The 23,145-nt window shown below is 61.4% G+C and carries 23 protein-coding genes and 1 riboswitch; of the genes, 10 read left to right on the top strand and 13 right to left on the bottom strand.

Annotation, left to right across the window (positions count from 1 at the left end; translation table 11 throughout):
* Positions 1-71: 71 nt before the first annotated feature.
* The 6 genes from A3AY_RS0129585 to A3AY_RS0129560 form a co-directional block, all read right to left on the bottom strand.
* A complete protein-coding gene (locus A3AY_RS0129585; protein ID WP_018329288.1) occupies positions 72-1,058 on the bottom strand; it encodes a beta-ketoacyl-ACP synthase III in 987 nt (328 codons plus the stop codon).
* On the bottom strand, positions 1,058-2,323 hold the full coding sequence (locus A3AY_RS0129580; RefSeq protein ID WP_018329287.1) for an adenosylmethionine--8-amino-7-oxononanoate transaminase: 1,266 nt from the start codon (positions 2,321-2,323) through the stop codon (positions 1,058-1,060). The genes A3AY_RS0129585 and A3AY_RS0129580 overlap by 1 nt, the downstream gene beginning before the upstream one ends.
* Positions 2,320-2,955 (bottom strand): dethiobiotin synthase, encoded by a 636-nt coding sequence (bioD, locus tag A3AY_RS0129575; protein WP_018329286.1) that lies wholly within the window; start codon positions 2,953-2,955, stop codon positions 2,320-2,322. Before bioD ends, A3AY_RS0129580 begins: the two co-directional genes overlap by 4 nt.
* A complete protein-coding gene (locus tag A3AY_RS0129570; RefSeq protein WP_018329285.1) occupies positions 2,952-4,097 on the bottom strand; it encodes an 8-amino-7-oxononanoate synthase in 1,146 nt (381 codons plus the stop codon). Before A3AY_RS0129570 ends, bioD begins: the two co-directional genes overlap by 4 nt.
* Positions 4,094-5,098, bottom strand: coding sequence for a biotin synthase BioB (gene bioB / locus A3AY_RS0129565; protein WP_018329284.1), 1,005 nt, complete (start codon positions 5,096-5,098; stop codon positions 4,094-4,096). Before bioB ends, A3AY_RS0129570 begins: the two co-directional genes overlap by 4 nt.
* Positions 5,099-5,309: 211 nt before the next feature.
* Positions 5,310-5,978 carry a GntR family transcriptional regulator gene (locus A3AY_RS0129560; RefSeq protein ID WP_018329283.1) on the bottom strand — a complete coding sequence of 223 codons (669 nt, stop codon included), beginning with the start codon at positions 5,976-5,978 and terminating at the stop codon, positions 5,310-5,312.
* Between the two features lie 170 nt (positions 5,979-6,148).
* A riboswitch (TPP riboswitch) is annotated at positions 6,149-6,286 on the top strand.
* A 95-nt stretch (positions 6,287-6,381) separates the two neighbouring features.
* Between A3AY_RS0129560 and thiC the strand changes: the two genes are divergently transcribed.
* From thiC to A3AY_RS0129525, 7 genes are all read left to right on the top strand, one after another.
* Entirely contained in the window at positions 6,382-8,217 is a 1,836-nt protein-coding gene (gene thiC / locus A3AY_RS0129555) for a phosphomethylpyrimidine synthase ThiC (RefSeq protein ID WP_018329282.1), read from the top strand.
* A gap of 2 nt (positions 8,218-8,219) precedes the next feature.
* A complete protein-coding gene (gene thiO / locus A3AY_RS0129550) occupies positions 8,220-9,272 on the top strand; it encodes a glycine oxidase ThiO (protein WP_018329281.1) in 1,053 nt (350 codons plus the stop codon).
* The gene (gene thiS / locus A3AY_RS0129545; RefSeq protein WP_018329280.1) at positions 9,269-9,466 is read left to right on the top strand and encodes a sulfur carrier protein ThiS; all 198 of its coding nucleotides are present in this window, start codon (positions 9,269-9,271) and stop codon (positions 9,464-9,466) included. The genes thiO and thiS overlap by 4 nt, the downstream gene beginning before the upstream one ends.
* Positions 9,467-9,468: 2 nt before the next feature.
* Positions 9,469-10,242, top strand: a complete 774-nt coding sequence (locus tag A3AY_RS0129540) for a thiazole synthase (RefSeq protein ID WP_018329279.1) — start codon at positions 9,469-9,471, stop codon at positions 10,240-10,242.
* The gene (locus A3AY_RS0129535; RefSeq protein WP_018329278.1) at positions 10,239-10,844 is read left to right on the top strand and encodes a thiamine phosphate synthase; all 606 of its coding nucleotides are present in this window, start codon (positions 10,239-10,241) and stop codon (positions 10,842-10,844) included. Before A3AY_RS0129540 ends, A3AY_RS0129535 begins: the two co-directional genes overlap by 4 nt.
* Positions 10,841-11,605 carry a hydroxymethylpyrimidine/phosphomethylpyrimidine kinase gene (locus tag A3AY_RS0129530; protein ID WP_018329277.1) on the top strand — a complete coding sequence of 255 codons (765 nt, stop codon included), beginning with the start codon at positions 10,841-10,843 and terminating at the stop codon, positions 11,603-11,605. The genes A3AY_RS0129535 and A3AY_RS0129530 overlap by 4 nt, the downstream gene beginning before the upstream one ends.
* A gap of 446 nt (positions 11,606-12,051) precedes the next feature.
* Positions 12,052-12,546: an acyl-CoA thioesterase gene (locus A3AY_RS0129525; protein ID WP_018329276.1), complete on the top strand. Its 495-nt coding sequence runs from the start codon at positions 12,052-12,054 to the stop codon at positions 12,544-12,546.
* 91 nt (positions 12,547-12,637) lie between these two features.
* Here A3AY_RS0129525 and A3AY_RS0129520 read toward each other — a convergent pair whose 3' ends face one another.
* From A3AY_RS0129520 to A3AY_RS0129510, 3 genes are all read right to left on the bottom strand, one after another.
* Complete coding sequence (locus A3AY_RS0129520) at positions 12,638-13,171, bottom strand: DUF992 domain-containing protein (RefSeq protein WP_018329275.1); 534 nt, start codon at positions 13,169-13,171, stop codon at positions 12,638-12,640.
* Between the two features lie 230 nt (positions 13,172-13,401).
* A complete protein-coding gene (gene aptA, locus A3AY_RS0129515) occupies positions 13,402-14,733 on the bottom strand; it encodes an omega-aminotransferase AptA (RefSeq protein ID WP_018329274.1) in 1,332 nt (443 codons plus the stop codon).
* A 319-nt stretch (positions 14,734-15,052) separates the two neighbouring features.
* Entirely contained in the window at positions 15,053-15,523 is a 471-nt protein-coding gene (locus A3AY_RS0129510; protein ID WP_018329273.1) for a cupin domain-containing protein, read from the bottom strand.
* 883 nt (positions 15,524-16,406) lie between these two features.
* Here A3AY_RS0129510 and A3AY_RS0129505 point away from each other — a divergent pair.
* Complete coding sequence (locus A3AY_RS0129505; protein ID WP_154663349.1) at positions 16,407-16,631, top strand: hypothetical protein; 225 nt, start codon at positions 16,407-16,409, stop codon at positions 16,629-16,631.
* 44 nt (positions 16,632-16,675) lie between these two features.
* Here the strand turns inward: A3AY_RS0129505 and A3AY_RS0129500 are convergent, their stop codons facing one another.
* Positions 16,676-17,641 (bottom strand): phytanoyl-CoA dioxygenase family protein, encoded by a 966-nt coding sequence (locus A3AY_RS0129500; protein WP_018329271.1) that lies wholly within the window; start codon positions 17,639-17,641, stop codon positions 16,676-16,678.
* Positions 17,642-18,282: 641 nt separating this feature from the next.
* Between A3AY_RS0129500 and A3AY_RS0129495 the strand changes: the two genes are divergently transcribed.
* Both A3AY_RS0129495 and A3AY_RS0129490 read left to right on the top strand, forming a co-directional pair.
* On the top strand, positions 18,283-18,573 hold the full coding sequence (locus A3AY_RS0129495; protein WP_018329270.1) for a DUF1330 domain-containing protein: 291 nt from the start codon (positions 18,283-18,285) through the stop codon (positions 18,571-18,573).
* Positions 18,574-18,586: 13 nt separating this feature from the next.
* On the top strand, positions 18,587-18,826 hold the full coding sequence (locus A3AY_RS0129490; protein ID WP_018329269.1) for a hypothetical protein: 240 nt from the start codon (positions 18,587-18,589) through the stop codon (positions 18,824-18,826).
* A gap of 39 nt (positions 18,827-18,865) precedes the next feature.
* Here A3AY_RS0129490 and A3AY_RS0129485 read toward each other — a convergent pair whose 3' ends face one another.
* Genes A3AY_RS0129485 through A3AY_RS0129475 form a run of 3 tightly spaced genes read right to left on the bottom strand, consistent with a single transcriptional unit; the run spans position 18,866 to position 22,985 of the window.
* Entirely contained in the window at positions 18,866-20,113 is a 1,248-nt protein-coding gene (locus A3AY_RS0129485) for an adenylate/guanylate cyclase domain-containing protein (protein ID WP_018329268.1), read from the bottom strand.
* Positions 20,110-20,499 (bottom strand): response regulator, encoded by a 390-nt coding sequence (locus tag A3AY_RS0129480; RefSeq protein WP_018329267.1) that lies wholly within the window; start codon positions 20,497-20,499, stop codon positions 20,110-20,112. Before A3AY_RS0129480 ends, A3AY_RS0129485 begins: the two co-directional genes overlap by 4 nt.
* A complete protein-coding gene (locus tag A3AY_RS0129475) occupies positions 20,496-22,985 on the bottom strand; it encodes a GAF domain-containing protein (protein ID WP_018329266.1) in 2,490 nt (829 codons plus the stop codon). The genes A3AY_RS0129480 and A3AY_RS0129475 overlap by 4 nt, the downstream gene beginning before the upstream one ends.
* Positions 22,986-23,145 lie beyond the last annotated feature (160 nt).

The raw sequence follows: 23,145 nt of genomic DNA, 5'->3' as shown, positions 1-23,145 counted from the left end.
CGCGTCCTTGGGGAGGCCCGGTCCGCTGTCGTCGGGGCAGGCAATTTTCCCCCGCTGACAAAAAAATCTCCTCAAATACCGATCACGCAGGCGCCACCGGTCAGTCCCGCGCCCGCCGCAGTCAACAGCAGTTTTTCGCCCGCGGCAAATGGCGTGACCTGATGGGCAAGCGAAAGGGAAAGCGGGATCGTAGCGGCCGAGGAGTTTCCGTAGTCCATGATCGTGCGAACGGTCTTTTCCGCTTCGATGCCAAGATGACTTGAGACGGCATCGAAGATGCGGGCGTTTGCCTGGTGCGGAATAAAACGGCTGACATCCGCGGCGGCGAGTTCTGCTTTTGCAAGTGCCCGTTCGCCACACAGGCTCATCATCCCGACCGCCTGCGTATACATTTCCCGGCCGTCACGCATCGTCATCAGGCATTCGCTCGCTGCGACGTCCGCTGCAAAGGGCCGGTTGCTTCCGCCAGCCGGAATCGAGATCAGGTCGTAGCGGCTGCCATCGGACGCAAGGTCGACGCCGAGTAGCCCCGTGTCGGCGGCCTCAGACGGCATCAGCACGACGGCGCCTGCGGCATCGGCAAACAGCACCGCGCTTGCCCGCTCGGCCGGGTTGATCCGGCGGCTCAATATATTGGCCGCAACGACCAGGACCGGACGGCCCTGCGCGCGGACAAAGCCGTCGGCGAGCGTCAGCGCATAGAGGAAGCCGGAACAAGCACCGGCGAGATCGATCGCACCGGAATTGGCAAGCCCGAGCTGATGGGCAAGAAGCGGCGCCGAAGGCGGCAAGAGATGATCTGGCGTTGAGGTAGCAAGAAGCGTGAGTGCGATATCGCCGGGGACTATGCCGGCATCTCGAATGGCGGCCGCGCCGGCGCGCGCCGCAAGACCCGACAGCGTATCGCCCGGCTCGGCCCAATGCCGCGCCCTGATGCCGGTCCGACGCTCGATCCAGCCCGCCTCCAGGCCGAGCCGTTCCTCGATCTCGGTGTTTTCGACACGCCGATGAGGAACGCAATGACCGAAACCTGCAAGCCGCGACGACCGCGCGCCCATCAAAGCCGCCCCGCCGCGAAATACGCGGCCGCTTCGTCGATGGCGTCATAGGCCCGGTCGAGTTCGGCGGCTGTGACACAATAAGGTGGCATCAGGTAGATCACGTTTCCCAGCGGCCGGATCAACAGATTTCGCTCGCGAAAGAAGGCCCTGAGCCGGGGACCGACATCCGACAGATAGCCGCCTGCCGGGACGCGCAGATCGAGAGCCGTGATCGTGCCCGCCTGCCGGATACTGGCGAAGCGCAGATCCTCCTGGAAACGGGCAAGCCGCTCCTGTTGCATGCCCACTAGAGAGCCGATGCGCTCGCGCACCGGCTCGTCCTTCCACACGGCAAGATTAGCGACCGCGGCCGCGCAGGCGATCGGATTGGCGGTATAGGAGCTTGAATGGAAGAACGTCCGGCGACGGTCCGCAGACAGATGCGCTTCGAATATCTCGGCGGTGCAGAGCGTCGCGGCAAGCGGCAGGCTGCCGCCGGTCAGGCCCTTGGACGTGCAAAGGATATCAGGCATCACACTGGCCTGCTCGCAGGCAAACAGGCTGCCCGCGCGCCCCCAGCCGGTCATCACCTCGTCGGCGATCATCAGCACATCGTGGCGTTCGGCGATCCGTTTCAGTTCGCTGATGATCGTCGCCGGATAGACGCGCATGCCGCCTGCCCCCAGAACAAGCGGCTCGATCAACAACGCCGCCACCTGGCCCGTCGCGCAGAAACGCTCGAAAGCATCGAACGTCGCCTGCTCCCGGCCGGTCACCGGAAACGGCAGCCGGTCGACGCCGAACAGCAGCGGCTCATAGGCCGCGTTGAAGACGCCGCGTTCGCCTGCCGACATCGTGCCGATCGTATCGCCGTGATAGCCGTCCTCCATGACGCAGATCCGGCTGCGCGGCGCACCGGAATTGTGGAAGAAGCCGAGCGCCATTTTCAGCGCTACTTCGACGGAGGTCGAGCCGCTGTCAGAATAGAACACATGCGTGAGCCCGGCCGGCGCGACCTCGACCAGGCCTCGCGCCAGTGTTTCGGCAGGCTCGTGGGTATATTCGGCGAAGATGATCTGATCGTAGGTCTCGCATGCCGCCTGGATCGCTCTCATGATCACGGGATGGCGGTGGCCATGGGTAATGACCCACCAGGAAGAAATCGCATCGAGGATGCGCGAACCGTCCTCATCGATCAGGCAGGCGCCGCCTGTTTGCACAATGCGCTTCATCGACGGTTCTAGCGCATGCTGGGTGAAGGGGTGCCAGACGGGTGAGTTCATGCCGTCCTCCCCTGAAAGGAAGAAAGAGGGAAATGATCGCGAAAGGTGTGTTGCAAGCGCGCCGGCGTCAGCGGGTCAAGGGGCGGCAGACGCCCGAGAACCCGCACTTGCCCCATCGCGCCAATGATCCGTTGCGTTTCCGCTTCCTCCTCGCCGATAAACGCCACGCCGAAAATGGGGATGGACCTGTTGCGCAGCGCTTCGAGCGACAGCAGCGTGTGATTGATCGTGCCGAGCCCCGTGCGCGCGCAGAGGATCGCGGGGATGCGCCAGCGCGCAAAGACATCGGCGAAGACGTGGTTTTCCGTCAACGGCACCAAAAGACCTCCGGCTCCTTCGATGACGAGCGGCGTGTCGGTCAGTGGCGGCGTCAGGGTCTCGGGCGCGATCTCGACGTTGTCGAGCCGCGCAGAAAGATGCGGCGACGCGGGGGTTCTGAGCCGATAGGCTTCCGGCAGAATGCGTTCCGGCGGCAGGCAGCCCAACCGGCTGACGGTCTGGCTGTCCGTTTCTTCCTTGAGCCCCGACTGCACCGGCTTCCAATAAGAGCCGCCAAGTGCTGCAGTCAACGCGGCGGAAAACACCGTCTTGCCGATGCCGGTATCCGTGCCGGTCACGACGAAGCGCGTCACGGCGTTTCCTCCGCCATGATGGCCGCCAGGCGCACGAACATGCGGCTGATGACCCTTTCATCGACGTTGAGCGTGATCGCGATCCTCAGCCGCGCCGTGCCTTCGGGAACGGTCGGCGGGCGAATGGCCCGGATGTCGAAGCCTTCGGCCCGCATACGCGCGGCGATCCGCACCGCCCGGCCGTTGTCGCCGATGATTACGGGCAGGATTTGCGAGCCGCTACCCTCCATCCCAAGCTTTTCGGCAAGTTCCCTGTTGGCAAAGTTGCGCAACGCGTCGAAATCCGCGCGCCGCTTTGGCTCATCCACGAGCATTCGCAGGGCTTCGCGCACGGCAGCTGCCATCAGCGGCGACGGCGCGGTCGAATAGATGAAGCCACGCGCCCGGTTGACCAGATAGTCGCACAGCGCCATGCTTGCACCGAGCAGCGCGCCGGAGACCCCGAGGGCCTTGCCGCAGGTGTGCAGCACGATCACGTTCCTGCGGTTCTCAAGGTCGGCGGCGAGACCACGGCCGCCGGGACCGAACACTCCGGTCGCATGCGCTTCGTCGATGACCAGGAAGCCGGCATGGCGTTCGGCAAGGGCCGCAAGTGCTGCGAGCGGCGCGCGATCGCCGTCCATCGAATAGAGGCTTTCGACTGCGATCCACGGATGGCCGGTGCCGCCGCCCTGCCGCCAGCCGACGATCGCCTCTTCGAACGCGGCGACGTTGTTGTGCGCTGCGGGCACCGCCTGTGCCCGGCTCGCCTGCATCCCCTCGTGCGCACTGGCATGCACGAGCGCGTCATGCACGATGAGATCGCCGCGCTGCGGCAAGGTTGAGAAGAGCGCGGCGTTGGCGGCAAAGCCGGTACTAAAATAAAGGGCGCGCTCGGCCCCGAAAAAGGCAGCAGCCTCTGCCTCCAGCGCTTCATGTTCCGGATGGTTACCGCGCAACAGCCGCGAGCCGCCCGCACCGACGGGTACACCACGCTGGAGCGCTGCCGTGATCGCCGTTGCCAGCCGTGTCGAACCGGCAAAGCCGAGGTAATCGTTCGAGCTGAAATCGACGCCGTCCCGCGCCATCAGGGTCCGAAGCCGCTCCCTGCGCTCCAGCCCCGCCAGCGTCGCTTCGTAGCGTGCGAGCCGCGTCGGCGTCATTCAGCCGGCTCCAGCTCCATGGGCTTTAGACCAAGGCGCCGGAACAGTGCCGTGTCGTGATCCTCGCCCGGGTTCTCGGTGGTGAGCAGTGTATCGCCGGCAAAAATCGAATTGGCGCCGGCGAAGAAACAGAGTGCCTGCATTTCGTCGCTCATTTGCGTGCGTCCGGCCGACAGTCGGACGTGCGTGGACGGCATGAGGATGCGGGCGAGCGCGATGGTCCTGACGAATTCTACGGGATCGACCGGCTCGGCATCGGCGAGACGCGAACCGGGTATGGGAATCAGCATGTTGATCGGCACGCTCTCGGGCGCAGGCTGGAGATTGGCGAGCGTGACCAGCATGGAGATGCGGTCGTCCGTCGTTTCGCCCATGCCAAGGATGCCACCGGCGCAGACCTTCATGCCCGCTTCGCGCACGTTCGACAGGGTCTCCAGCCTGTCGGCAAAGGTGCGCGTGGTGATGATTTCGGAGTAGAATTCTTCCGACGTATCGATATTGTGGTTGTAGTAGTCGAGGCCGGCCTTAGCCAGCTCGCCGGCCTGGGCGGGCGACAGCATGCCGAGTGTCATGCAGGTTTCCATTCCAAGCGCCTTGACGCCTCCGACCATCGCAACGAGCGTTTCCATGTCGCGGTCCTTCGGGCTGCGCCAGGCAGCGCCCATGCAGTAGCGAGTGGCCCCTTTAGCCTTTGCCTTGCGCGCTTCGGCGACGACCTTTTCGACCATCATGAGCTTGGAAGCCTTGAGACCGGTCGGCGAATGGGCCGACTGGCTGCAATAACCGCAATCCTCGGCACAGCCGCCCGTCTTGATCGACAAAAGCCGGCTCAACTGCACGGCATTGGGATCGAAATTGGCGCGATGAACGGTTTGGGCGCGATACAGCAAATCATTGAACGGCAAATTATAGATAATTTTAGCCTGCGCGAGCGACGTGCATTTCTCCAGGGCACTTTTAGGCGCTTCTGCGCGGTTCTCGGCTGTGTTTTCGTGCAACATTCTCGATCGGCTCCCTTCGATGCGACTGCTTGCAAATACCAGTATAGATAAGAGTTGATATTATCTATAATTTATCGCGACGCAATCGGACGCAAGCGCCCTTTCGTTGAGTAGCTATAAAACTGCAATCAAGAGAAGATTTGAGCTTCTGTGCCGGACACGGGTGGGTCTATGTCAGGCAAGAAGCTGACAGGCACCGGTCAGCCGGCGGTCAGCCGACGATCGCGAAGGCCTCGCGCGTCGTTCCTGAGGCGTTCCGGACTGGTTTTTGGCCGATCCATTGCACGTGGCGCTCAAGGACGGCAGCGGCATTTTCGATATTGCCCTGGCGCAGAAACGTCAGGATCGCACGATGGTCGTGATCGGTACGGACTTCCCATTCCGAACGCCAGCTCGCAAACAGAAAACGCGCGCTGGCGGCGTGCAGATCGTTGATCGAAGTCAGGAGGCGGGGCATGCTGCAAGGTGCCAGAATCAAGCTGTGAAAGCGCCGGTTGGCCTCCTCCCAGGACCGAACGTCGCGGGAGTTGTCGCCGGCGACCGTCGCTTCCTCTGCCTGATCGAGGATCGACGGCGTCAGGTGTGGCGCCGCGTGCCGAAGCGCCAGGACTTCCAGCGCCGCCCGCATCTGTGCTACCTCGCGGACTTCCTTGAGATCGAAAGACGCGACCCGCACGCCGCGGCGCGGCTCGCTGACCGCCAAGCCCTGCGCCTCCAGCCGGCGAAAGGCTTCGCGCACCGGCACATGGCTCGTTCCGAACTCCTCGGCGATATGATCCTGGCGCAATTTCGTGCCCGGATCGAGCTCCCCCGTCACGATCCTGTCGGCAAGGATGCGGCTGATACGGCTGGCGATGGTGTCTTCGTGCGTCGAGGTCATTTTTTATAGATAATTTGCCACAGCCGCGCTGTCGAGACAAAGACTGAAATCATTGAAAATCTTTACAGCTTGCCATGCAGGCGCAAAAGAGCAGCCGCCGCTTCACGCCCAGTCGCGCCAGTCGCGCCAACAAGGCCTTGACGGGCCGTCCTGAACCATGCCTTACTTGCTGCATTCACCAGGGGGGTCCCGACAAGGGGCTGAGATACTGCTGGCGTGACAGGCGGCCTTGCCGCCTTCATCAGCGCAGTGACCCGTTGAACCTGATCCAGTTCATACTGGCGTAGGGACGGTGCAAGCGCTGTTGCGGCTCGAATTCCATTTGTGGACTCGCGTCGGCGTCTTTTCATCATTCCGGCTTTGATGACTGGGTCTCCAACCTTAAAATTTGGAGCCTCAAACCATGAATATTGCCGCAAAAAACCTCACTCCGACCGTCACGACCGGGCCGCTGCCCGCATCGCGAAAGATCCATGTTGCCGGGGAGATGCATCCGGACATTCGCGTGCCAATGCGCCAGATCGCACTTCATCCGACATCCGGCGAGCCGCCCGTCACCGTCTATGACAGCTCCGGGCCCTACACCGATCCATCGCATGCCGTCTCGATCGACGCCGGCCTGCCGCGACTGCGCGCCGCCTGGGTGACTGCCCGCGGCGACGTCGAGGCGTATGAGGGCCGACATGTCAAACCGGAAGACAACGGCTATGCCACGGGCGAACGGCTAACGCCGGAATTTCCGATCCGCAACTCGCCGCTGAAGGCCAGGGACCGCAAGGCCGTCACCCAGCTTGCCTACGCGCGGGCCGGGATCATCACGCCGGAAATGGAATATATTGCCATCCGCGAAAACCTCGGCCGCAAGGCTGCAAAGGAAGCGCTCGTCCGCGACGGCGAAAGTTTCGGTGCCCATATTCCCGATCATGTCACGCCGGAATTCGTCCGGGCCGAGGTCGCGGCCGGCCGGGCGATCATTCCAGCCAACATCAATCACCCCGAAGCCGAGCCGATGATCATCGGCCGCAATTTCCTGGTGAAAATCAACGCCAACATCGGCAATTCGGCCGTCACCTCCTCGATGGCCGAGGAAGTCGAGAAGATGGTCTGGGCAACGCGCTGGGGCGCCGACACCGTCATGGATCTCTCGACCGGCCGCAACATTCACAACATCCGCGAATGGATCATCCGCAATTCGCCCGTCCCGATCGGCACGGTGCCGCTTTACCAGGCACTGGAAAAGGTCAACGGCATTGCCGAGGATCTCACCTGGGAGGTCTTCCGCGACACCCTCATCGAGCAGGCCGAGCAGGGCGTCGACTACTTCACCATCCATGCCGGCGTCCGGTTGCATTACATTCCGCTCACCGTCAACCGCGTCACCGGCATCGTCTCGCGCGGCGGCTCGATCATGGCCAAGTGGTGCCTGCATCACCACAAGGAGAGCTTCCTCTACGAGCATTTCGAGGCAATCTGCGACATCTGCCGCGCCTATGACGTCTCCTTCTCGCTCGGCGATGGCCTGCGCCCGGGCTCGATCGCCGATGCCAACGACGCCGCGCAATTCGCCGAACTCGAGACGCTCGGCGAACTGACGCAGATCGCCTGGGCGAAGGATTGCCAGGTGATGATCGAGGGCCCCGGCCATGTGCCGATGCACAAGATCAAGGAAAACATGGACAAGCAGCTGAAAGTCTGCGGCGAGGCGCCCTTCTATACGCTCGGGCCACTGACGACCGACATTGCGCCAGGCTACGACCACATCACCTCGGGCATCGGTGCTGCCATGATCGGCTGGTTCGGCACGGCGATGCTCTGCTACGTCACGCCGAAAGAGCATCTGGGATTGCCCGATCGCAATGACGTCAAGGTTGGCGTCATCACCTACAAGATCGCGGCGCACGCAGCCGATCTCGCCAAGGGGCACCCCGCAGCGCAGGTTCGCGACGATGCGCTGTCGCGCGCCCGCTTCGAGTTCCGCTGGGAGGATCAGTTCAATCTCTCGCTCGATCCGGAAACAGCCCGCTCCTTCCACGACGAAACCCTGCCGAAGGAGGCCCACAAGGTGGCGCATTTCTGCTCGATGTGCGGGCCAAAATTCTGCTCCATGCGGATATCGCATGACATTCGCGCCGAGGCCCAGAAAGAGGGCCTCGAAGCCATGGCCGCGAAGTTCCAGGCCGGCGGCGAACTCTATATGCCGCTTGGTGCGGATGGGACCGTCGCGCCTTCAGGAGAGTGATCATGCGCGTCCTGATCAAGGGGGCCGGCGTTGCCGGTCTCACGCTTGCCCATGAGCTGACGGCGAGAGGCGCCGCCGTCGAGGTGGCGGAGATCGCACGGTACGTCGGCGGCGGCGCCTCCTGGTTTGCCGGCGGCATGCTGGCGCCCTGGTGCGAAAGTGAAAGTGCACCCGACACCGTGCTGGCGCTCGGACGCGAGGCTGCCGACTGGTGGCACACAGTCCTGCCCGGCCACGTCATCTGCAAAGGCACACTGGTCGTCGCGCCGCAGCGCGATACCGGCGAGCTTGCCCGCTTCGCGGCCCGCACGTCCGGCTGCGACTGGCTGGATGCGGATGACATCGCCGCCCTGGAACCCGATCTCGCCGGGCGGTTCCGAAAGGCACTGCATTTCCGGCACGAGGCGCATCTCGATCCGCGTCGTGCAATAACGGCTCTCTACGGCAGGCTGCAGGCGAGCGGCGTACGCTTTCATCTCGGCGCCGGGCCAGATTTTCCGGAGGCCGGGTTCGATCATGTCGTGGATTGCACCGGGGCAAACGCAATCGGCCAGGCGGCGGAACTGCGCGGCGTGCGCGGCGAGATGCTGATGCTGGAAACGCCCGACGTGAGCCTGTCGCGCCCAGTCCGGCTGCTGCATCCGCGCATCCCGCTCTACGTCGTTCCGCGCGGCGATGGCCGTTTCATGATCGGCGCGACCATGATCGAGAGCGACGATGCGGGACCGGTGAGTGCCCGGTCGCTGATGGAGCTTCTAAACGCCGCCTATACGCTTCATCCGACCTTCGGAGAGGCGCGCGTGATCGAAACCGGCGCCGGCGTGCGCCCTGCCTACCCCGACAATCTGCCACGCCTCTCGGTCGATGGAAGCGCCATCCGCCTCAACGGCTTTTACCGCCACGGGTTTCTGCTCGCTCCCTCAATGGCGAAGGACGCCGCAACCTGCATCGTCGGTATGCAAGCTGACAACGGGCAACAGTCTTTGGTTCGCCCAAGCTTGCTTGCCCCTTCCGAACGCAACATCATTCCACTTCAGATCGGAGCTGGCCGATGAAACTGACAATCAACGGCGAAGACCACTACACGGATATCTCCGTCCTTTCGGACCTTCTCGCCTCGCTTGAATACGAGGGCGAGTGGCTGGCGACAGCCGTCAATGGCGAACTGGTCCATCGCGAGGATCGCTCGGATTTTACCCTTTGCGACCGCGACCGCATCGAAATCCTCTCTCCCATGCAGGGAGGTTGACGGTGCTTGAGCTTTATGGACACGTCGTTGCCTCTCGCCTGCTGCTCGGAACGGCGCGCTACCCCTCGCCGGCCATCCTCGCCGAGGCGGTGCGTGCATCAAAAACCGACATCGTCACTGTGTCGCTTCGCCGCGAGATGGCGGGCAGCCGCGCGGGCGGCGCCTTCTTCCAGCTGATCCGAACGCTTGGCGTCAGGGTTCTCCCCAACACCGCGGGATGCCACACTGTTGCAGAAGCGGTGCTGACGGCAAAGATGGCCCGCGAGGTATTTGCCACGGACTGGATCAAGCTGGAGGTGATCGGCAACCACGACACGCTGCAGCCCGACGTGTTCGCGTTGGTCGAGGCGGCCCGCATCCTGAGCGGCGAAGGGTTCAAGGTCTTTCCCTATACGACCGATGACCTCGTGGTGGCGGAACGCCTCATGGAAGCGGGATGCCAAGTGCTGATGCCCTGGTGCGCGCCGATCGGCTCGGCCATGGGGCCGGTCAACCTGCCGGCCTTGCGCAGCTTGCGGGCGCAATTTCCGGATATCCCGCTGATCGTCGATGCCGGCATCGGGCGGCCATCCCATGCCGCCATCGTCATGGAGATCGGTTACGATGCGGTGCTGCTGAACACCGCCGTTGCCGGTGCTGCCGATCCGGCGGCGATGGCTGCGGCGTTTACCGGCGCGATCGAAGCGGGTCGCATTGCTTTTCGAGCCGGCATGCTCGAACCGCGCGACATGGCGGTGCCCTCGACACCGGTCATCGGCAAGGCGGTGTTTTCATGAAGCTTGATCCCTTCTATCTGATCGTCGACAGTGCCGACTGGATCGAGCGCCTGGTGCCGCTCGGCGTGAAGCTCGTCCAGCTGCGCAAGAAGGATTGCACCGCGGCCGAATTGCGCCAAAACATCCGCCGCGCGAAAACGATCTGCGCGGCGCATGGCTGCCAGCTCATCATCAACGACTATTGGCGGATGGCGATCGACGAGGGTTGCGATTTCGTCCATCTCGGCCAGGAGGATCTGGCCACCGCCGATCTCGCCGCCATCCGCTGCGCGGGCGTGAAGCTCGGCCTCTCTACCCATGACGAGGCGGAGCTCGAGACGGCGCTGGAAGCAGCGCCGGACTACGTGGCGCTCGGGCCGGTCTGGCCGACGATCCTCAAGGCAATGACATGGGCGCCGCAGGGTCTCGACAGGCTGCGCGACTGGAAGGTGCGTATCGGCAACCTGCCACTTGTCGCCATCGGCGGGATCAACACCGCGCGTATCGGCAGCGTCTTTGCCCATGGCGCCGACAGTGCCGCCGTCGTCACCGACATCACCCTCAGTGCGGATCCGCAAGCGCGCACGCGAGAGTGGATTGAGCGGACGGCGCAATTTCGATGAAGACGTGGCCGCATGTGCTTGTGGTCGCCGGCTCGGATTCCTCGGGCGGCGCCGGCATCGTCCGTGACATCGAGACACTGGCCGCGTTTGGGGTGAAGGCCTCGGTGGCAGTGACCGCGGTGACCGTCCAGAGCCATCACGGCGTTCAGCATGTCGATGCCATTCCGCCAGAGCGCGTCCTCCAGCAGATGCGCGCTGCACTTACATCCAATCACGTCGATGCGATCAAGATCGGTATGCTGGCAACGGCCGCGACGATTACGGCCGTCGCTACGGTTCTGACGGACCATCCGGATATTCCGGTGGTGCTCGATCCGGTTCTTGCATCCTCATCGGGCGGCGTACTGCTTGCCCCGAACGCGAAAGCCTCGTTGCATCGGCTGTTTCTCCAATGCGCTCTGATTACACCGAACCTGCCGGAGCTTTCGCTTCTCACAGGTCCGATGAACAACGAACCGCGGGAGGCTGCAATCGCCCAGGCACGAGAGTTGGTTGCCGCCGGGGTGCAAGCGGTTCTTGTCAAGGGAGGCCATGGCGACGGCCTGGACTCGGTCGATATACTTGTTCAGGCAGGCAACGCCGTCCAGTGCTTCTCGGCTCCTCGCCTTGCCGTCTCGATGCGCGGGACCGGTTGCATGCTGGCGAGCGCAATTGCGGCGCGGCTGGCCAGCGGTGGCGATTTGAGGACTGCGGTCGGCGACGCCAAGGCCTTTGTTCAGGACAGGCTTGCCGATTCCGGGCATCGGCACAACCTGCGATGATCAAATACGTGTGACGTAATCAGGATCACGACCGGGCCGGCAAGTGTCCGCCGCCTGGACCGCCGCGGGGACATCCGCGAAAGGAAAGATGGGGCGGCGGGATACTCTCCTCAAAATACGGTTCGATCCAGGTAGGCACTTGATCCCATGTTGCTGCCCAGCCAAAGGTAAGATTATGATTTCAATATAGATACTTAGGAGGGTTTTTGCCAGTGTTAATCGCGCAAGAAACCGGAGCGACCCGTTTTGCTGATAGAGACTAATATTTAGCGTTTAAAAACAATTTGTTATATTGATATATTGGAGTTGTTTCTGCATATTTTTTCCGATCTTCGGTATTGACACCTATCCCGTTTTTTTAATCTCGCCTACATTTGCCAATCCGGGTTGAGACACTGTGTGCCTGATGCGATCGGCGCTGTGGCAATTGGAGTTGGAGATTGAGCATGCAAGACGGTCACGACACGAGCCAACTCGAGATGGTCGTATTGATGACGCCCGACATGGCGAATTTCAGCGGCAAGGTCCATGGCGGGGCGCTGCTCAATCTCTTGGACCGGGTCGCTTACTCCTGTGCGTCGCGATATTCGCAGGAATATGCCGTGACTTTGTCTGTCGATCAGGTCGTCTTTCGCCAGCCGATCCATGTCGGTGAACTCGTCACCTTTCGCGCTTCGATCAACTACGCCGGACGGACCTCCATGGAAGTCGGCATAAGGGTCGAGGCGGAGAATATCCGCACCGGTGAGCGACGGCACACCAATTCCTGCTACTTCACGATGGTTGCCGTGGATGCGGAAGGGCGCCCAACCACTGTGCCGATCTATAAGCCGGCCGATGAGATACGCGAACGCCGCCTGCGTGCGGCAGAGACGCGGCGCAGCCTGCGGCGCGAATTCGAGGAACGTTTTCGCGCTGCCGGCTCGACCCATGATGAGTAGGCGGTATTGCACTTCGCGCAAAGAACACCGCATGGCTGACGCGCAACCATGCGGTGGTCTGTGGTTTCGGCCAACGTCCGTTGGCGAGCGCTCAGTTTATGGCAGTGAGGGTTACAGAAGTGCCGCCGGCAGCGAGGTTCAGGCCAATCTGCCCCGTGACGCTGACCGTCTGGAGGTGAATCGAACCCGACGTGCCGCCGACCAGAATATTGGCGCCGACGCCGGCACCGACCGTCGCCTCAGCGCTCGCCCCCTGATAGAGGCCGCTCAGGGAGCCCTGATGATAGCCCGCCGTCGGCGCAAAGACTGCCCAGACCAGCTTGCTGCGGGTCGTGAAGCCGAGGTCGACGCCCATCTTTCGCACCGCACCGGTATAGTGGTCCGTGCGCTCTTCACCGACAGCGGAGTGGAATACGCAGTCGATGTCCTTGGCGGACCCCAGAACGTAGCCGGCGCCGCCGCCGACATCGCACTGGAGATAACCGATCTTTACGCCGCCGCGGACGTCCGATTCCTGGTACGTCGGGACCGGGTCGTTGGCCCGCAGATCGGCCGCTCTGGCGGCGGTACCGCCGGTTGCGCCCATTGACACGGCGAAAAGCATCATCGCGACAGATTTATTCATCGTTTTTTCCTTCTTAGCCCCACTCGATGCGGTAGCCGAGCAGTACTCGGCCGATGGCATAACGCATCGTGTCGGGAGAGTGTTCCCATCCGCAGTTTTGACGAAGCCGGCGTCGAGGTGTGAATGGGCTACACGTTAACAGACCATTCACATTTCAACTGCCAATAGGACTTTTCGAAGGCACGATACCGAAGCGCGACCCGACACCGGCCGCGCTGCCGGCACATCAATCACAAGGCCCGTTTCAGGGCATCGCCAAGCACGGAGACGATCTCGCCGATCTGCTCCTTCTCGATGATGAGGGGCGGCGAGAAGGCGATGATGTCGCCGGTAACCCTGATCAGCAGGCCCTTCTGGAAGCAATCGACGAAGACGTCATAGGCGCGCGCGCCGACTGCGCCGTCGCGGGATGCAAGCTCGATGCCGGCAATCAGGCCTATGGTGCGGATATCGACGATATGCGGCAGGCCCTTCAGGGAGTGCAGGGTGTCGTGCCATGCTGTTTCGAGTTCGGCAGCGCGCGTGAAAAGCCCCTCGTCCCGGTAGATCTCCAGCGTGGCAAGGCCCGCGGCGCATGCTGCCGGGTGACCGGAATAAGTGTAGCCATGGAAAAGCTCGATCTGACTTTCAGGCCCATGCATCAGCGCGTCATGCACGGCGCGGCTGGTAAAGACGGCCCCCATCGGGATCGCGCCGTTGGTCAATCCCTTCGCGGTTGTGACGATGTCCGGACGGACACCGAAATAGTCCGTCGCGAAGCCGGCGCCAAGGCGGCCGAAGCCGGTGATGACCTCGTCGAAGATCAGGAGAATGCCGTGACGGTCGCAGATTGCCCGCAGCCGGTCGAGATAGCCTTTCGGCGGCACGAGCACGCCGGTCGAGCCTGCCACGGGCTCGACGATGCAGGCCGCGATCGTTTCGGCGCCGTGAAGCGCAACCAGGCGCTCGAGATCGTCGGCAAGCTCCGCTCCGTGCTCGGGCTGGCCCTTCACATAGGCGTTGCGGGCAAGATCATGAGTGTGCCGCAGATGGTCGGAGCCGGCGAGTTGCGGGAAGACACGGCGATTGTTGACCAGGCCGCCGACCGAAATACCGCCGAAGCCGACGCCGTGATATCCGCGCTCGCGCCCGATCAGCCGGGTTCGCGTGCCCTGACCGATGGCACGCTGGTGGGCGATGGCAATCTTCAATGCCGTATCCACCGATTCCGAGCCGGAACCCGTGAAGAAAACCCGGTCGAGCCGATTGTCCGGCCCGCCCGGCGCAATTTCCGCCAACCGCTCGGCAAAATCGAACGCGATCGGGTGGCCCATCTGGAAAGACGGCGCATAGTCCAGTGTGGTCAACTGACGCTCGACCGCCGCTGCGATCTGGCGCCGCCCGTGGCCGGCGTTGACACACCATAGCCCCGCCGTGCCATCGAGAATCTTGCGGCCGTCGGTCGCAGTGTAGTGCATCCCCTCAGCCGACTCGAGTAGACGTGGTGCCGCCTTGAATTGCCGGTTGGCGGTAAATGGCATCCAGTAGCTGTCAAGAACCGGGGCATTTGGTTTGGTGTGCATCGGAAATCTCCCTTGCGATGGGCCATTGCCGCCATGATTTTCTCGATCGAACAAGTCCTTTTCTGTATTTTTTCAAGTCATTGAATTTATTCGATTGACGGATTTGCAGTTGCGACATTTCAAACAACCGAAACGGATTTCCGTAATCAGTCGAGATTGGCGACTGGCTTGGCGCCCCTGCGGATGACGCAATCTCCCTACGCGAACTCGCCAAATGTGCCGTGGTGAGCACCTCAACTGCATGTATCCCGCACGAATGTTTTACCCGCCCCGCCGCGCTGGGCGGCGGGGGCGTTTTGGCACTCAAGCCCGGGGCTACCTATTGCGACGTTTGAGGATCATCCGACGGATTGACGTACTTAAGACCCCACGGTCCATTGGTGGTGACTTGGACAACAGTCTCTTCGTCGAAGTAAACGAAATGCGCCATGTCGGGAGGCAGCGCGAAGAAGCTTCCCGCAGGTAGTGCCTTGGTCGCGCTGCGATCGGCGGCTTCACCCATTCCGAGCATTGCAGTGCCTGAGATGACCGTGACCACCTCATCTGCAGGATGCGTGTGCGGTGCGATTGCATACCCGGATGGTACTTTCAGCCGAAGGACAAACAAACCTTCCTTGGTGGGATTGCCGAACAAGACTGCCACTTCTGCGCCGGCTGGAAGCATTTTGGGGGCCGCGGCCCACTTGACGTCATCCGGCACGATCATTGTGTGCGCATCCTCTGCCGAGGCAAAGGAGGCAATTGCGCAGAATCCGATCCATCCGACGGCAAATATCGATGCGATTTTCATAATTAACCTCCCTTTTATCGCCGCGCCTACCAGCGTGGCTGAGCGCTGGGGCAGGCCCGCGAAATGCCCAGAATATGCCCGCAGACCACGTCTGAGCAAGCATCCCTTGACGATCGAAGCACGTATAGGTCATCCGCTTTCAGCGGCTTATGCAGCGCCGTGGCGGGCGGATGAAGCGACGGATCATTTGCGCATTGGAAATCGGGCGACACTCGAAATCCCCGCCGCCAATCATCGAATCCCATCCGGGCATGCTCTCGTAAGGCGGCGTCAAGGATCGTTGCCCGCGAATCTGGATAGTGACGAACGCTCATATTGCATACTATCTTAGCTTTCGCTAATATAATAAGGCCAATCAGAGCTACGTTCCTTGATCGGCTGGAGGTTTTGTCGATCCCCCGCATGAAGCCTCTACATGGCGCGACCATCACTCGTGGGAGACGCGACCGGAGACCCGAGCGGTGCTGTCTCGCAAACCGCTCGGGTCTTGCCCATTTTAGCCAACGCCTCTGCCAACCGCCCGCCGTGGCGCGCTTCTCGCCCATCGGCAATTCTACCAATAGACGTAGTTGCTATATTCTTTGCACCACAACGCCAGGTTCGGAGCTACAGCTTCGAACAGAATAAGCGCATCTTGGCGGCCGGCGCGCGCGGAAACGTTCCGACGACTCTGCCCTTTGCTCGCAAAGGTCAGACCGGCACGCCGGCGGGGGCAACATAATGCCCGCCCTGCGCACCGGCGTCTCCGTGTACTTCGGATGGACGAAGCTTCGAGGGAATTTCTACCCCGTCTGGTCAAGCCAGACCTCACAAGCGCCAACGTGACATCGCCGCCCGGTAAGCTCATGTTTAAGGGCTTAAGTTTGGCACAAGGGAGGCCATGATGACATCAAGAAAGTTAATGCAATCTGTCGCTCTCAGCATCGCGATGCTGTTTGCCGGCGCGAGCGTTGTCGCCTACGCGGGCGATTACTGCCCGCCTGAGACCACCGCCAAGGGAAACAATGGCTGGGGTCAGGAAAAGAACAAAGGTACCACCGACGGAACAAATGCGGGAAGCGACAACGGTGCTACGGCCGACACGAAAACGGCCAGCACTGAACGGTAGTTTCGGCGCAATCGCTCGGCGGCGGCTTTCCGTTGCCGCCGAGTTCAGCGGATGACGGGTTCACCGTGATAGCGGCGTTCGGACGGCTTCGACACGCCGAACCCGACCTCCATCATCAGGCGCGGGGACTGTTTTGCCAATGTCCCCATATGAAAACCAAAGGGGTCTTCGACAAAACCCGTGCCAGCCTTTCCGGTCAGCGTGAGTGCGCTGTCTTCACCATAGAAACCCAGCACCTCTTCCGCCGGATGGCCAACGAGCAGTGTCAATTGATGCTTCATACGCCGGCGGTTGTGGCTGCCGCGCACATAGACATGCGGGCCGGCATCGGCATCGACGTCGGAGAGGTAGAAAAAGAATTTCAACATCCGCCAATCGTCGAGATCGAAATGGAACTTGAACGAGGCGCGGCTAAGATCGGCTTCCGAGGCCGACTTCGTCGGGAAGCTCCACCATGTGCGCGTCGTGATCAATTTGGCTTCGCCACCGAGATAGTGCCTTGCCACGTCGAGAAGCAAGGGGTCCCGCTGCACCGCCAAAGCGGCGTCACAGTGCAGAACCCGCTCGAAATGATGACCGCTCAGTATCGTGCGGCCAAAGCGCCGCTCGGCGTCTGCGTGCTCACCGGCGAGAAACTCAAGCTTGCGATCGAAGTTGCCAAAGCACGGTGTTTCCTGGCCGAAGCGGGCGATTTCCGTTTGAATCGGCGCCGGCAGTGTAAGACCGGTAGCGATACCTGTTCGCCTGAGTTCGGCCGCAACAGCTTCGGCTCTCAGGTCACCGAACATCGAAGGCGCAGCACTTGCACTCGATCGCACGGGTCTGGCGGTCAGCCAATGCGCCTTGCGGAACGGCATCGTCCGCGCCAGCAGGAACATCGGTAACCAGGCCGGGTTCTCGCGCAGGTCCGTAAGATAGGTGGGGATGCGCGCAGCCATGCGACGGAAGGCCCCGCCGCTGCGGGCGATGGTTTCCAGATCGTTCGGTTTGGATGTGCTTGCGTCAAGCATCTGACGGAACCTTTTCTCAATCCGCGGTCTCGGCCCACAGTAACGCGGTATTGTCTATGTTGCAACGCAGCAAAAGTATAGTTGTGGACAGGCTTAACCCAGCAACCGCGGGGAAGGCTGCGTGCCTGGATAAATCCCAAGAGCCGTCGGTGAAACTTAGCCGCAAAAATGCCCTTCTTAACGATGCCGCTGCTTGCGGCTGAGATCGTGTTGGTGTCTGGAGACGCGGGCGGGCAGGCTCCGTCACCGTCCTTGCCTGCAGGAATACAAGGATGGCGCCTGCGATTTATCATTAGAGGGTAAGCGCCGTGCGCCATGGAAAAACCAAGCACCAGCAAAGAGGCGCGAGCCGACAAGGGGTACTCGCCAAGCGGAAGCGTCCGCCGAATGGATGATTCACCTGCTCTGATGGATGGCACGGCCCATCTGCGTTCTTGCATATTGCCGTCTTATTAGAATCTGCTAATTTAGATCCCCGATCCAAGTAGCGCCATTTGGATTGGCCGGAGGTTTTTACTTTTCCTCGAGGCTAAGCCTCCCAGGTCGCTGCCACCAGGTGGAAAAAGACGTCTCGAGGCCCGGGTTCTGCTCGCACCTAATTCGGGCCTCTTGGCGTAGCGTGTTGGCCGAGGAGGGCAACAATGTCCGCTTACCTCATCGCCGACGTCGACGTGTTTGATGCCGGAGCCTTCGAAGAGTACAAACGGGACGTGCCAGCGACCGAGCAACGGTATGGTGGTCGCTACCTCGGGCGTGGCGGCGCGGCCAAGGTACTCGAAGGCGATTGGGAGCCGCACCGCCTGGTCGTCGTCGAGTTTCCAGACATGGCAGCGTTGTTGGGGTGGTACAATTCGCCAGAGTACAGTCGGCTTAAGGCCATTCGCGAGCGATGCGCCAGGACGAGGATCATCGCGCTTGAAGGCATTGCTTGAGGGAGTAGCACGTATGACGTTCTACGCCTGGACAATCAAGTATCGCGGTCGTGAGGAAATCAAGCACGTTACAACACTTGCGGAACTGTTCGACGTCCTCCGTATCCTCAAACTCCCCGGTCTCGCGCCACCCGGCTTCGCTTTGCCGGATGGCGAAATCGCCAACCACGGACATTACACCCATAATGAAGGCGAAAGCGATGAATGGAGCCTCATCTGGACCAAGATCGACGAGACGCCTATAGCAGATTAACTCTTCGCAGATGGGCAGCTCCCAATGGGGCTGCCCACACTACAGGATGATTGTCGTGGCCGTTTCGCCGTTTAGCAGGCGCTTCAGATGGAAGCTGGCAAGCCGGTCCTCCGCATTGCGACCGACCAGCGCGGCGAAAGAAGCAATCGCACCAGGATCGCAAGCTTCCAGTTTTTCGAAGGCCTCAATGTAGGCCTGCGTCTCCGGGCTGGCACATTTGGTGGCGTTAAGCGGCTCGAATGCGCGGATCGGCTCGGACCGGCCTCTGAGGAGGAGGTCGCCTACGGGTCGACCGCAAAAACCCTGAGCTTTCGCGGCCACGCTGCCACTCACACAAATGCGGGTGCCTAACGTTTTGTTGGCTGCTTCGAGACGCGCAGCGACATTGATGGTGTCGCCGTAGGCGCTGTAGTCGAAAAATCGTCCTCCCCCGAAATTGCCGACCACAGCCGTGCCGGCATGCGCTCCTATCCGGGTATGGCCGAGAGGTATTCCCTTCCTCGTCCAGTGTTCGCGGAAAGACCCCGCGAACGCGTCGAGCGCAAGCGAACAGGCAACCGCACGACTAGCATGGTCCGGCTGATCGGACGGTGCCCCGAAAAGCACGTGGAGCGCGTCACCGATGATCTTTGCGACCGTACCCTCATGGTCAAATACAATGTCGGTCATGCCAACGATGTAATCGTTGAGAAGCGGCCCGAGAACCTGCGGCTCGATCGTCTCCACCAGCGTGGTGAAACCCGCCAGATCGGTAAAGAGAGAGGCAACCTCTCGGCGCGTGCCGCCAAGGTCGAGGACATTGGCACTGCTGGCCAAGCGTTCGGCGAGATTGGGCGAAAAATAACGGGAAAGTGACGCTCGTGCCTGCTCGGCCGCCGCCTGTCGGCGCTGCGCTTGGCGGAGTGTCTCCACGTGATGGATCGTCTTGACGATCGTCGCCTCCAGATCCAGAAAATCGATCGGCTTCGTCACAAAATCATAGGCACCCCGGTTCATCGCCGTGCGGATATTGGCCATATCGCTGTAGGCAGAGACGATAATCGTGGATAGATCCTGGTCTTTCTCCTGGAGCTTTGCCAGCAGCGACAAACCGTCCATGCGCGGCATGTTGATATCGCTCAGTACCATGTCCACGTCCTGGTTGGCCGCAAGTACGGTCAAAGCCTCGATCCCGTCGTGGGCAAAGCAAAAGCGCAACGTGCCGTCGCTAATCTGCTTGCGGAACTTTTGGACAAGGAGAAGTTCCAGGTCTGGCTCATCGTCGACAACGAGGATACTTGTGCTCATGCCGCGCGCCCAACTTGCACGTCGATTTCTTCTCGCAGCGCGACGAAGTCGATCGGTTTGGTCAGCAGCGCTTGGGCGCCGTTTTCCAAAGCTCTCTGTTTCGTATCCGGATCTCCATAGGCCGTGATCATGATCACCGGCACGTCAGGTCGTATGTTCCTCGCTTTCGGCAGCAGTTCGAGCCCGCTCATCACCGGCATGTTAACATCTGACAGGATCAGAATGAGTGTGACGTCGGCGGCATTGGCGATCCGCTCGAGTGCGGCTGCCGCCGACTGCGCGAACTCCATGACGAAACGGCCAGTCCGCAGGTCATGGCGGAATTGCAGGCGGAAGAGCAACTCGATATCGGGCTCGTCGTCGACCACCAGGATAAGAAGGCTCATGATCTACCCTCCGGCTTTGAGACTACAGCCGCCATCCGCGGCAAGCGGATGCGAAACTCGGTATAGTGACCGAGTTCTGTGTCCACCTCGATGGAACCGGCATGCTGCTTGACAATGATGTCGTGGCTGAGCGAAAGCCCGAGGCCCGTTCCTTCACCAGCAGGCTTGGTCGTGAAGAAAGGGTTGAACATCTTCTCCTTTACTTCTGGTGGGATGCCGGGGCCATTGTCGCGGATGATGATCTCAATGCTGTCGCCCAGATTCCTGGTCACCGCGGCCAACGTCGGTTCATATCTGCCCCCAGTCTCGGAAGCTGAGCGCTTACTCGTTGCATAGAAGCTGTTGGAAATAAGGTTGAGAAGCACCCGCGTGATCTCTTGCGGATAGAGGTCAACCTCCCCGGCCGCCGGATCGAGCGACTTCTCGAGCGTGACATTGAAACCTTGCGCCTCAGCGCGGGCACCATGATAGGCGAGATTGAGGCTTTCTTCGACCAGGGCGTTGATATCGGCCAGCCGACGTTCGCCTTCCCCCTGGCGCGAGTGCAGGAGCATGTTCTTGACGATGGAGTCGGCACGCTTGCCGTGCCGGACGATCTTTTCGAGATTGCCCCTGAGCATCGCGGCCAGCTCGTCGATCTCGGCGCGCGCCGGGCCCCCTGCCGCCGCGCCGTTGAGCGCTTGCTGCAACTCGTCGAGCAACTCGACGGACAGCGCCGAGAAGTTGTTGACGAAGTTCAAGGGATTCTTGATCTCGTGCGCGATCCCGGCTGTCAGTTGTCCGAGCGAAGCGAGCTTCTCCGTCTGGATCAACCTGTCCTGCGCGGTTCTCAAATTCTCGAGCGAGCGCGACAGCTCCTCGGTTCTCGCCCGCAACGCTTGAAAAAGACGCACGTTTTCTATAGCGATCACCGCCTGGTCGGCGAATGTCGACGCCAACTCGATTTGTTTTTCGGTGAAGGTGCGCACGGTCGAGCGGGTTAATGCGAGCACGCCGATCGGGCTGCCCTCGCGCAAGAGCGGCACTCCGAGTACAGTCCGAAAGCCCCCAAGTCTTTGCCCCTCAAGCAATGCGTACTCCGGATCATCAAGGACGTCGGCGACCTGGACCGGCCGAACCTCGAGCAGGGTTCGCCCGACTATGGTGCCGCGCCCCGGCTCCAGCGGAAGATCCCGAAGATACTGGCTGAATTGTTGCGAGAGCCCGTAGCTAGCGACAGGATAGTGCGCGTCGCCAATTGGCCTGGTCATCGTTGCCATGTCCGCCTCGCAGAGGCGGGCGGCTGAGGTTACGAGGGTATCCAGAACTTCTTGCAGATCGAATGCAGAGCGACTGATAACCTTCAGCACCTCGGCCGTCGCGGTCTGCTGCTCAAGTGCCTCCGTCAGCTCGGCAGTTCGCGCCGTTACTTCGTCAAACAACCGCACGTTCTCAATCGCTATGACCGCTTGGTCAGCAAAGGTCTCAACGAGCTCGATCTGTTTTTCGGTGAATGGCCTGACTTCGGTCCGGCGGATGACAAGGGCCCCGATTGCCTCTTCCTGCCGCAGCAGAGGTGCCGCCAGAGTAGTGCGATGCCCCATGCGGACGGCCATGCCGTAGCCGTCCGGGAACTCGTCGGGCGTGGCGGTCAGATCAGGCACATGGACGGGCTTTCTGTCCACCACGGCGCGCCCGGTAACCCAATTTCGTGACACTGGCCAGCTAGGGAAATCGATCGGGATCGGCCCATGATGCGCCCTCAGATAGAGGGTGTCTTGCTCTCTGAGAAGTATCACCGCGTCGTGAGCCTCGCAGAGTTGTTCGGCCGACTCGACGAGGGTGTCGAGTACGGCTTGGAGGTCGAAGGCCGACCGGCTGATGACTTTGAGAACATCCGCCGTTGCAGTCTGCTGCTGCAGCGATTCTTTCAGCTCGAGATTGCGCGTGTTGAGATCGGTAAACAGCGCGTTCGCCTCTTCGAAAAGGCGGGCGTTCTCGATGGCAATTACCGCTTGATCGGCGAAAGTTCGCAGGAGAGCTACCTGCCGTTCCGGAAAGTATCCGACTGCGCGTCGCGCAACAGCAATCGATCCGATCGGACGTCCTTCCCACACCAGCGGCACGCCGATGGCGCTGCGGTAGGACACGATTTTCGCAAGCGATTGCATCTGGTAGTCAGGGTCGGCAAAGACATCGGGAATCTGCTCGATCGCACCGCTGATGAAGGCACGCCCTGTGACATTGCCTCTGCTCGGCGGCTGCGGAAAATTGGCACGAACCGTTTCGATCCCTTCGTGCGAAATCCCGTGATAGGCAACTGGGTGTAGGAGCTCGCTGTCGAAACGAAATACGAAGCAAAATTCTGCCGCGCATAGCCGCGCTGCATTTTCCGCTATCGCGGTGAAGACTGGCTGCACGTCGCGAGGTGAGGTCGAGATCACGCGCAGGATTTCGCTCGTTGCTGCCTGCTGTTCGAGTGCCTCGCCGAGCTCCCGCTTCAGCAACGCCACCTGGCAACTGAGACTGACGCTCTCCTCCACCTCACCCTCCACCCCAGGCGCCGAATAAACCAGCACATCGCGCCCGGACAGTGCAGCTATCAGCCTCACGATGCGACCGCCGCTTGTAGGGATTTTGGAGCGACGAGCAGTCTGCACCCGCTGT

Origin of the sequence: Rhizobium giardinii bv. giardinii H152, assembly GCF_000379605.1 — a bacterium.
GTDB lineage: Bacteria > Pseudomonadota > Alphaproteobacteria > Rhizobiales > Rhizobiaceae > Pararhizobium > Pararhizobium giardinii.
This window is presented reverse-complemented; position numbering and strand designations above follow the sequence as displayed.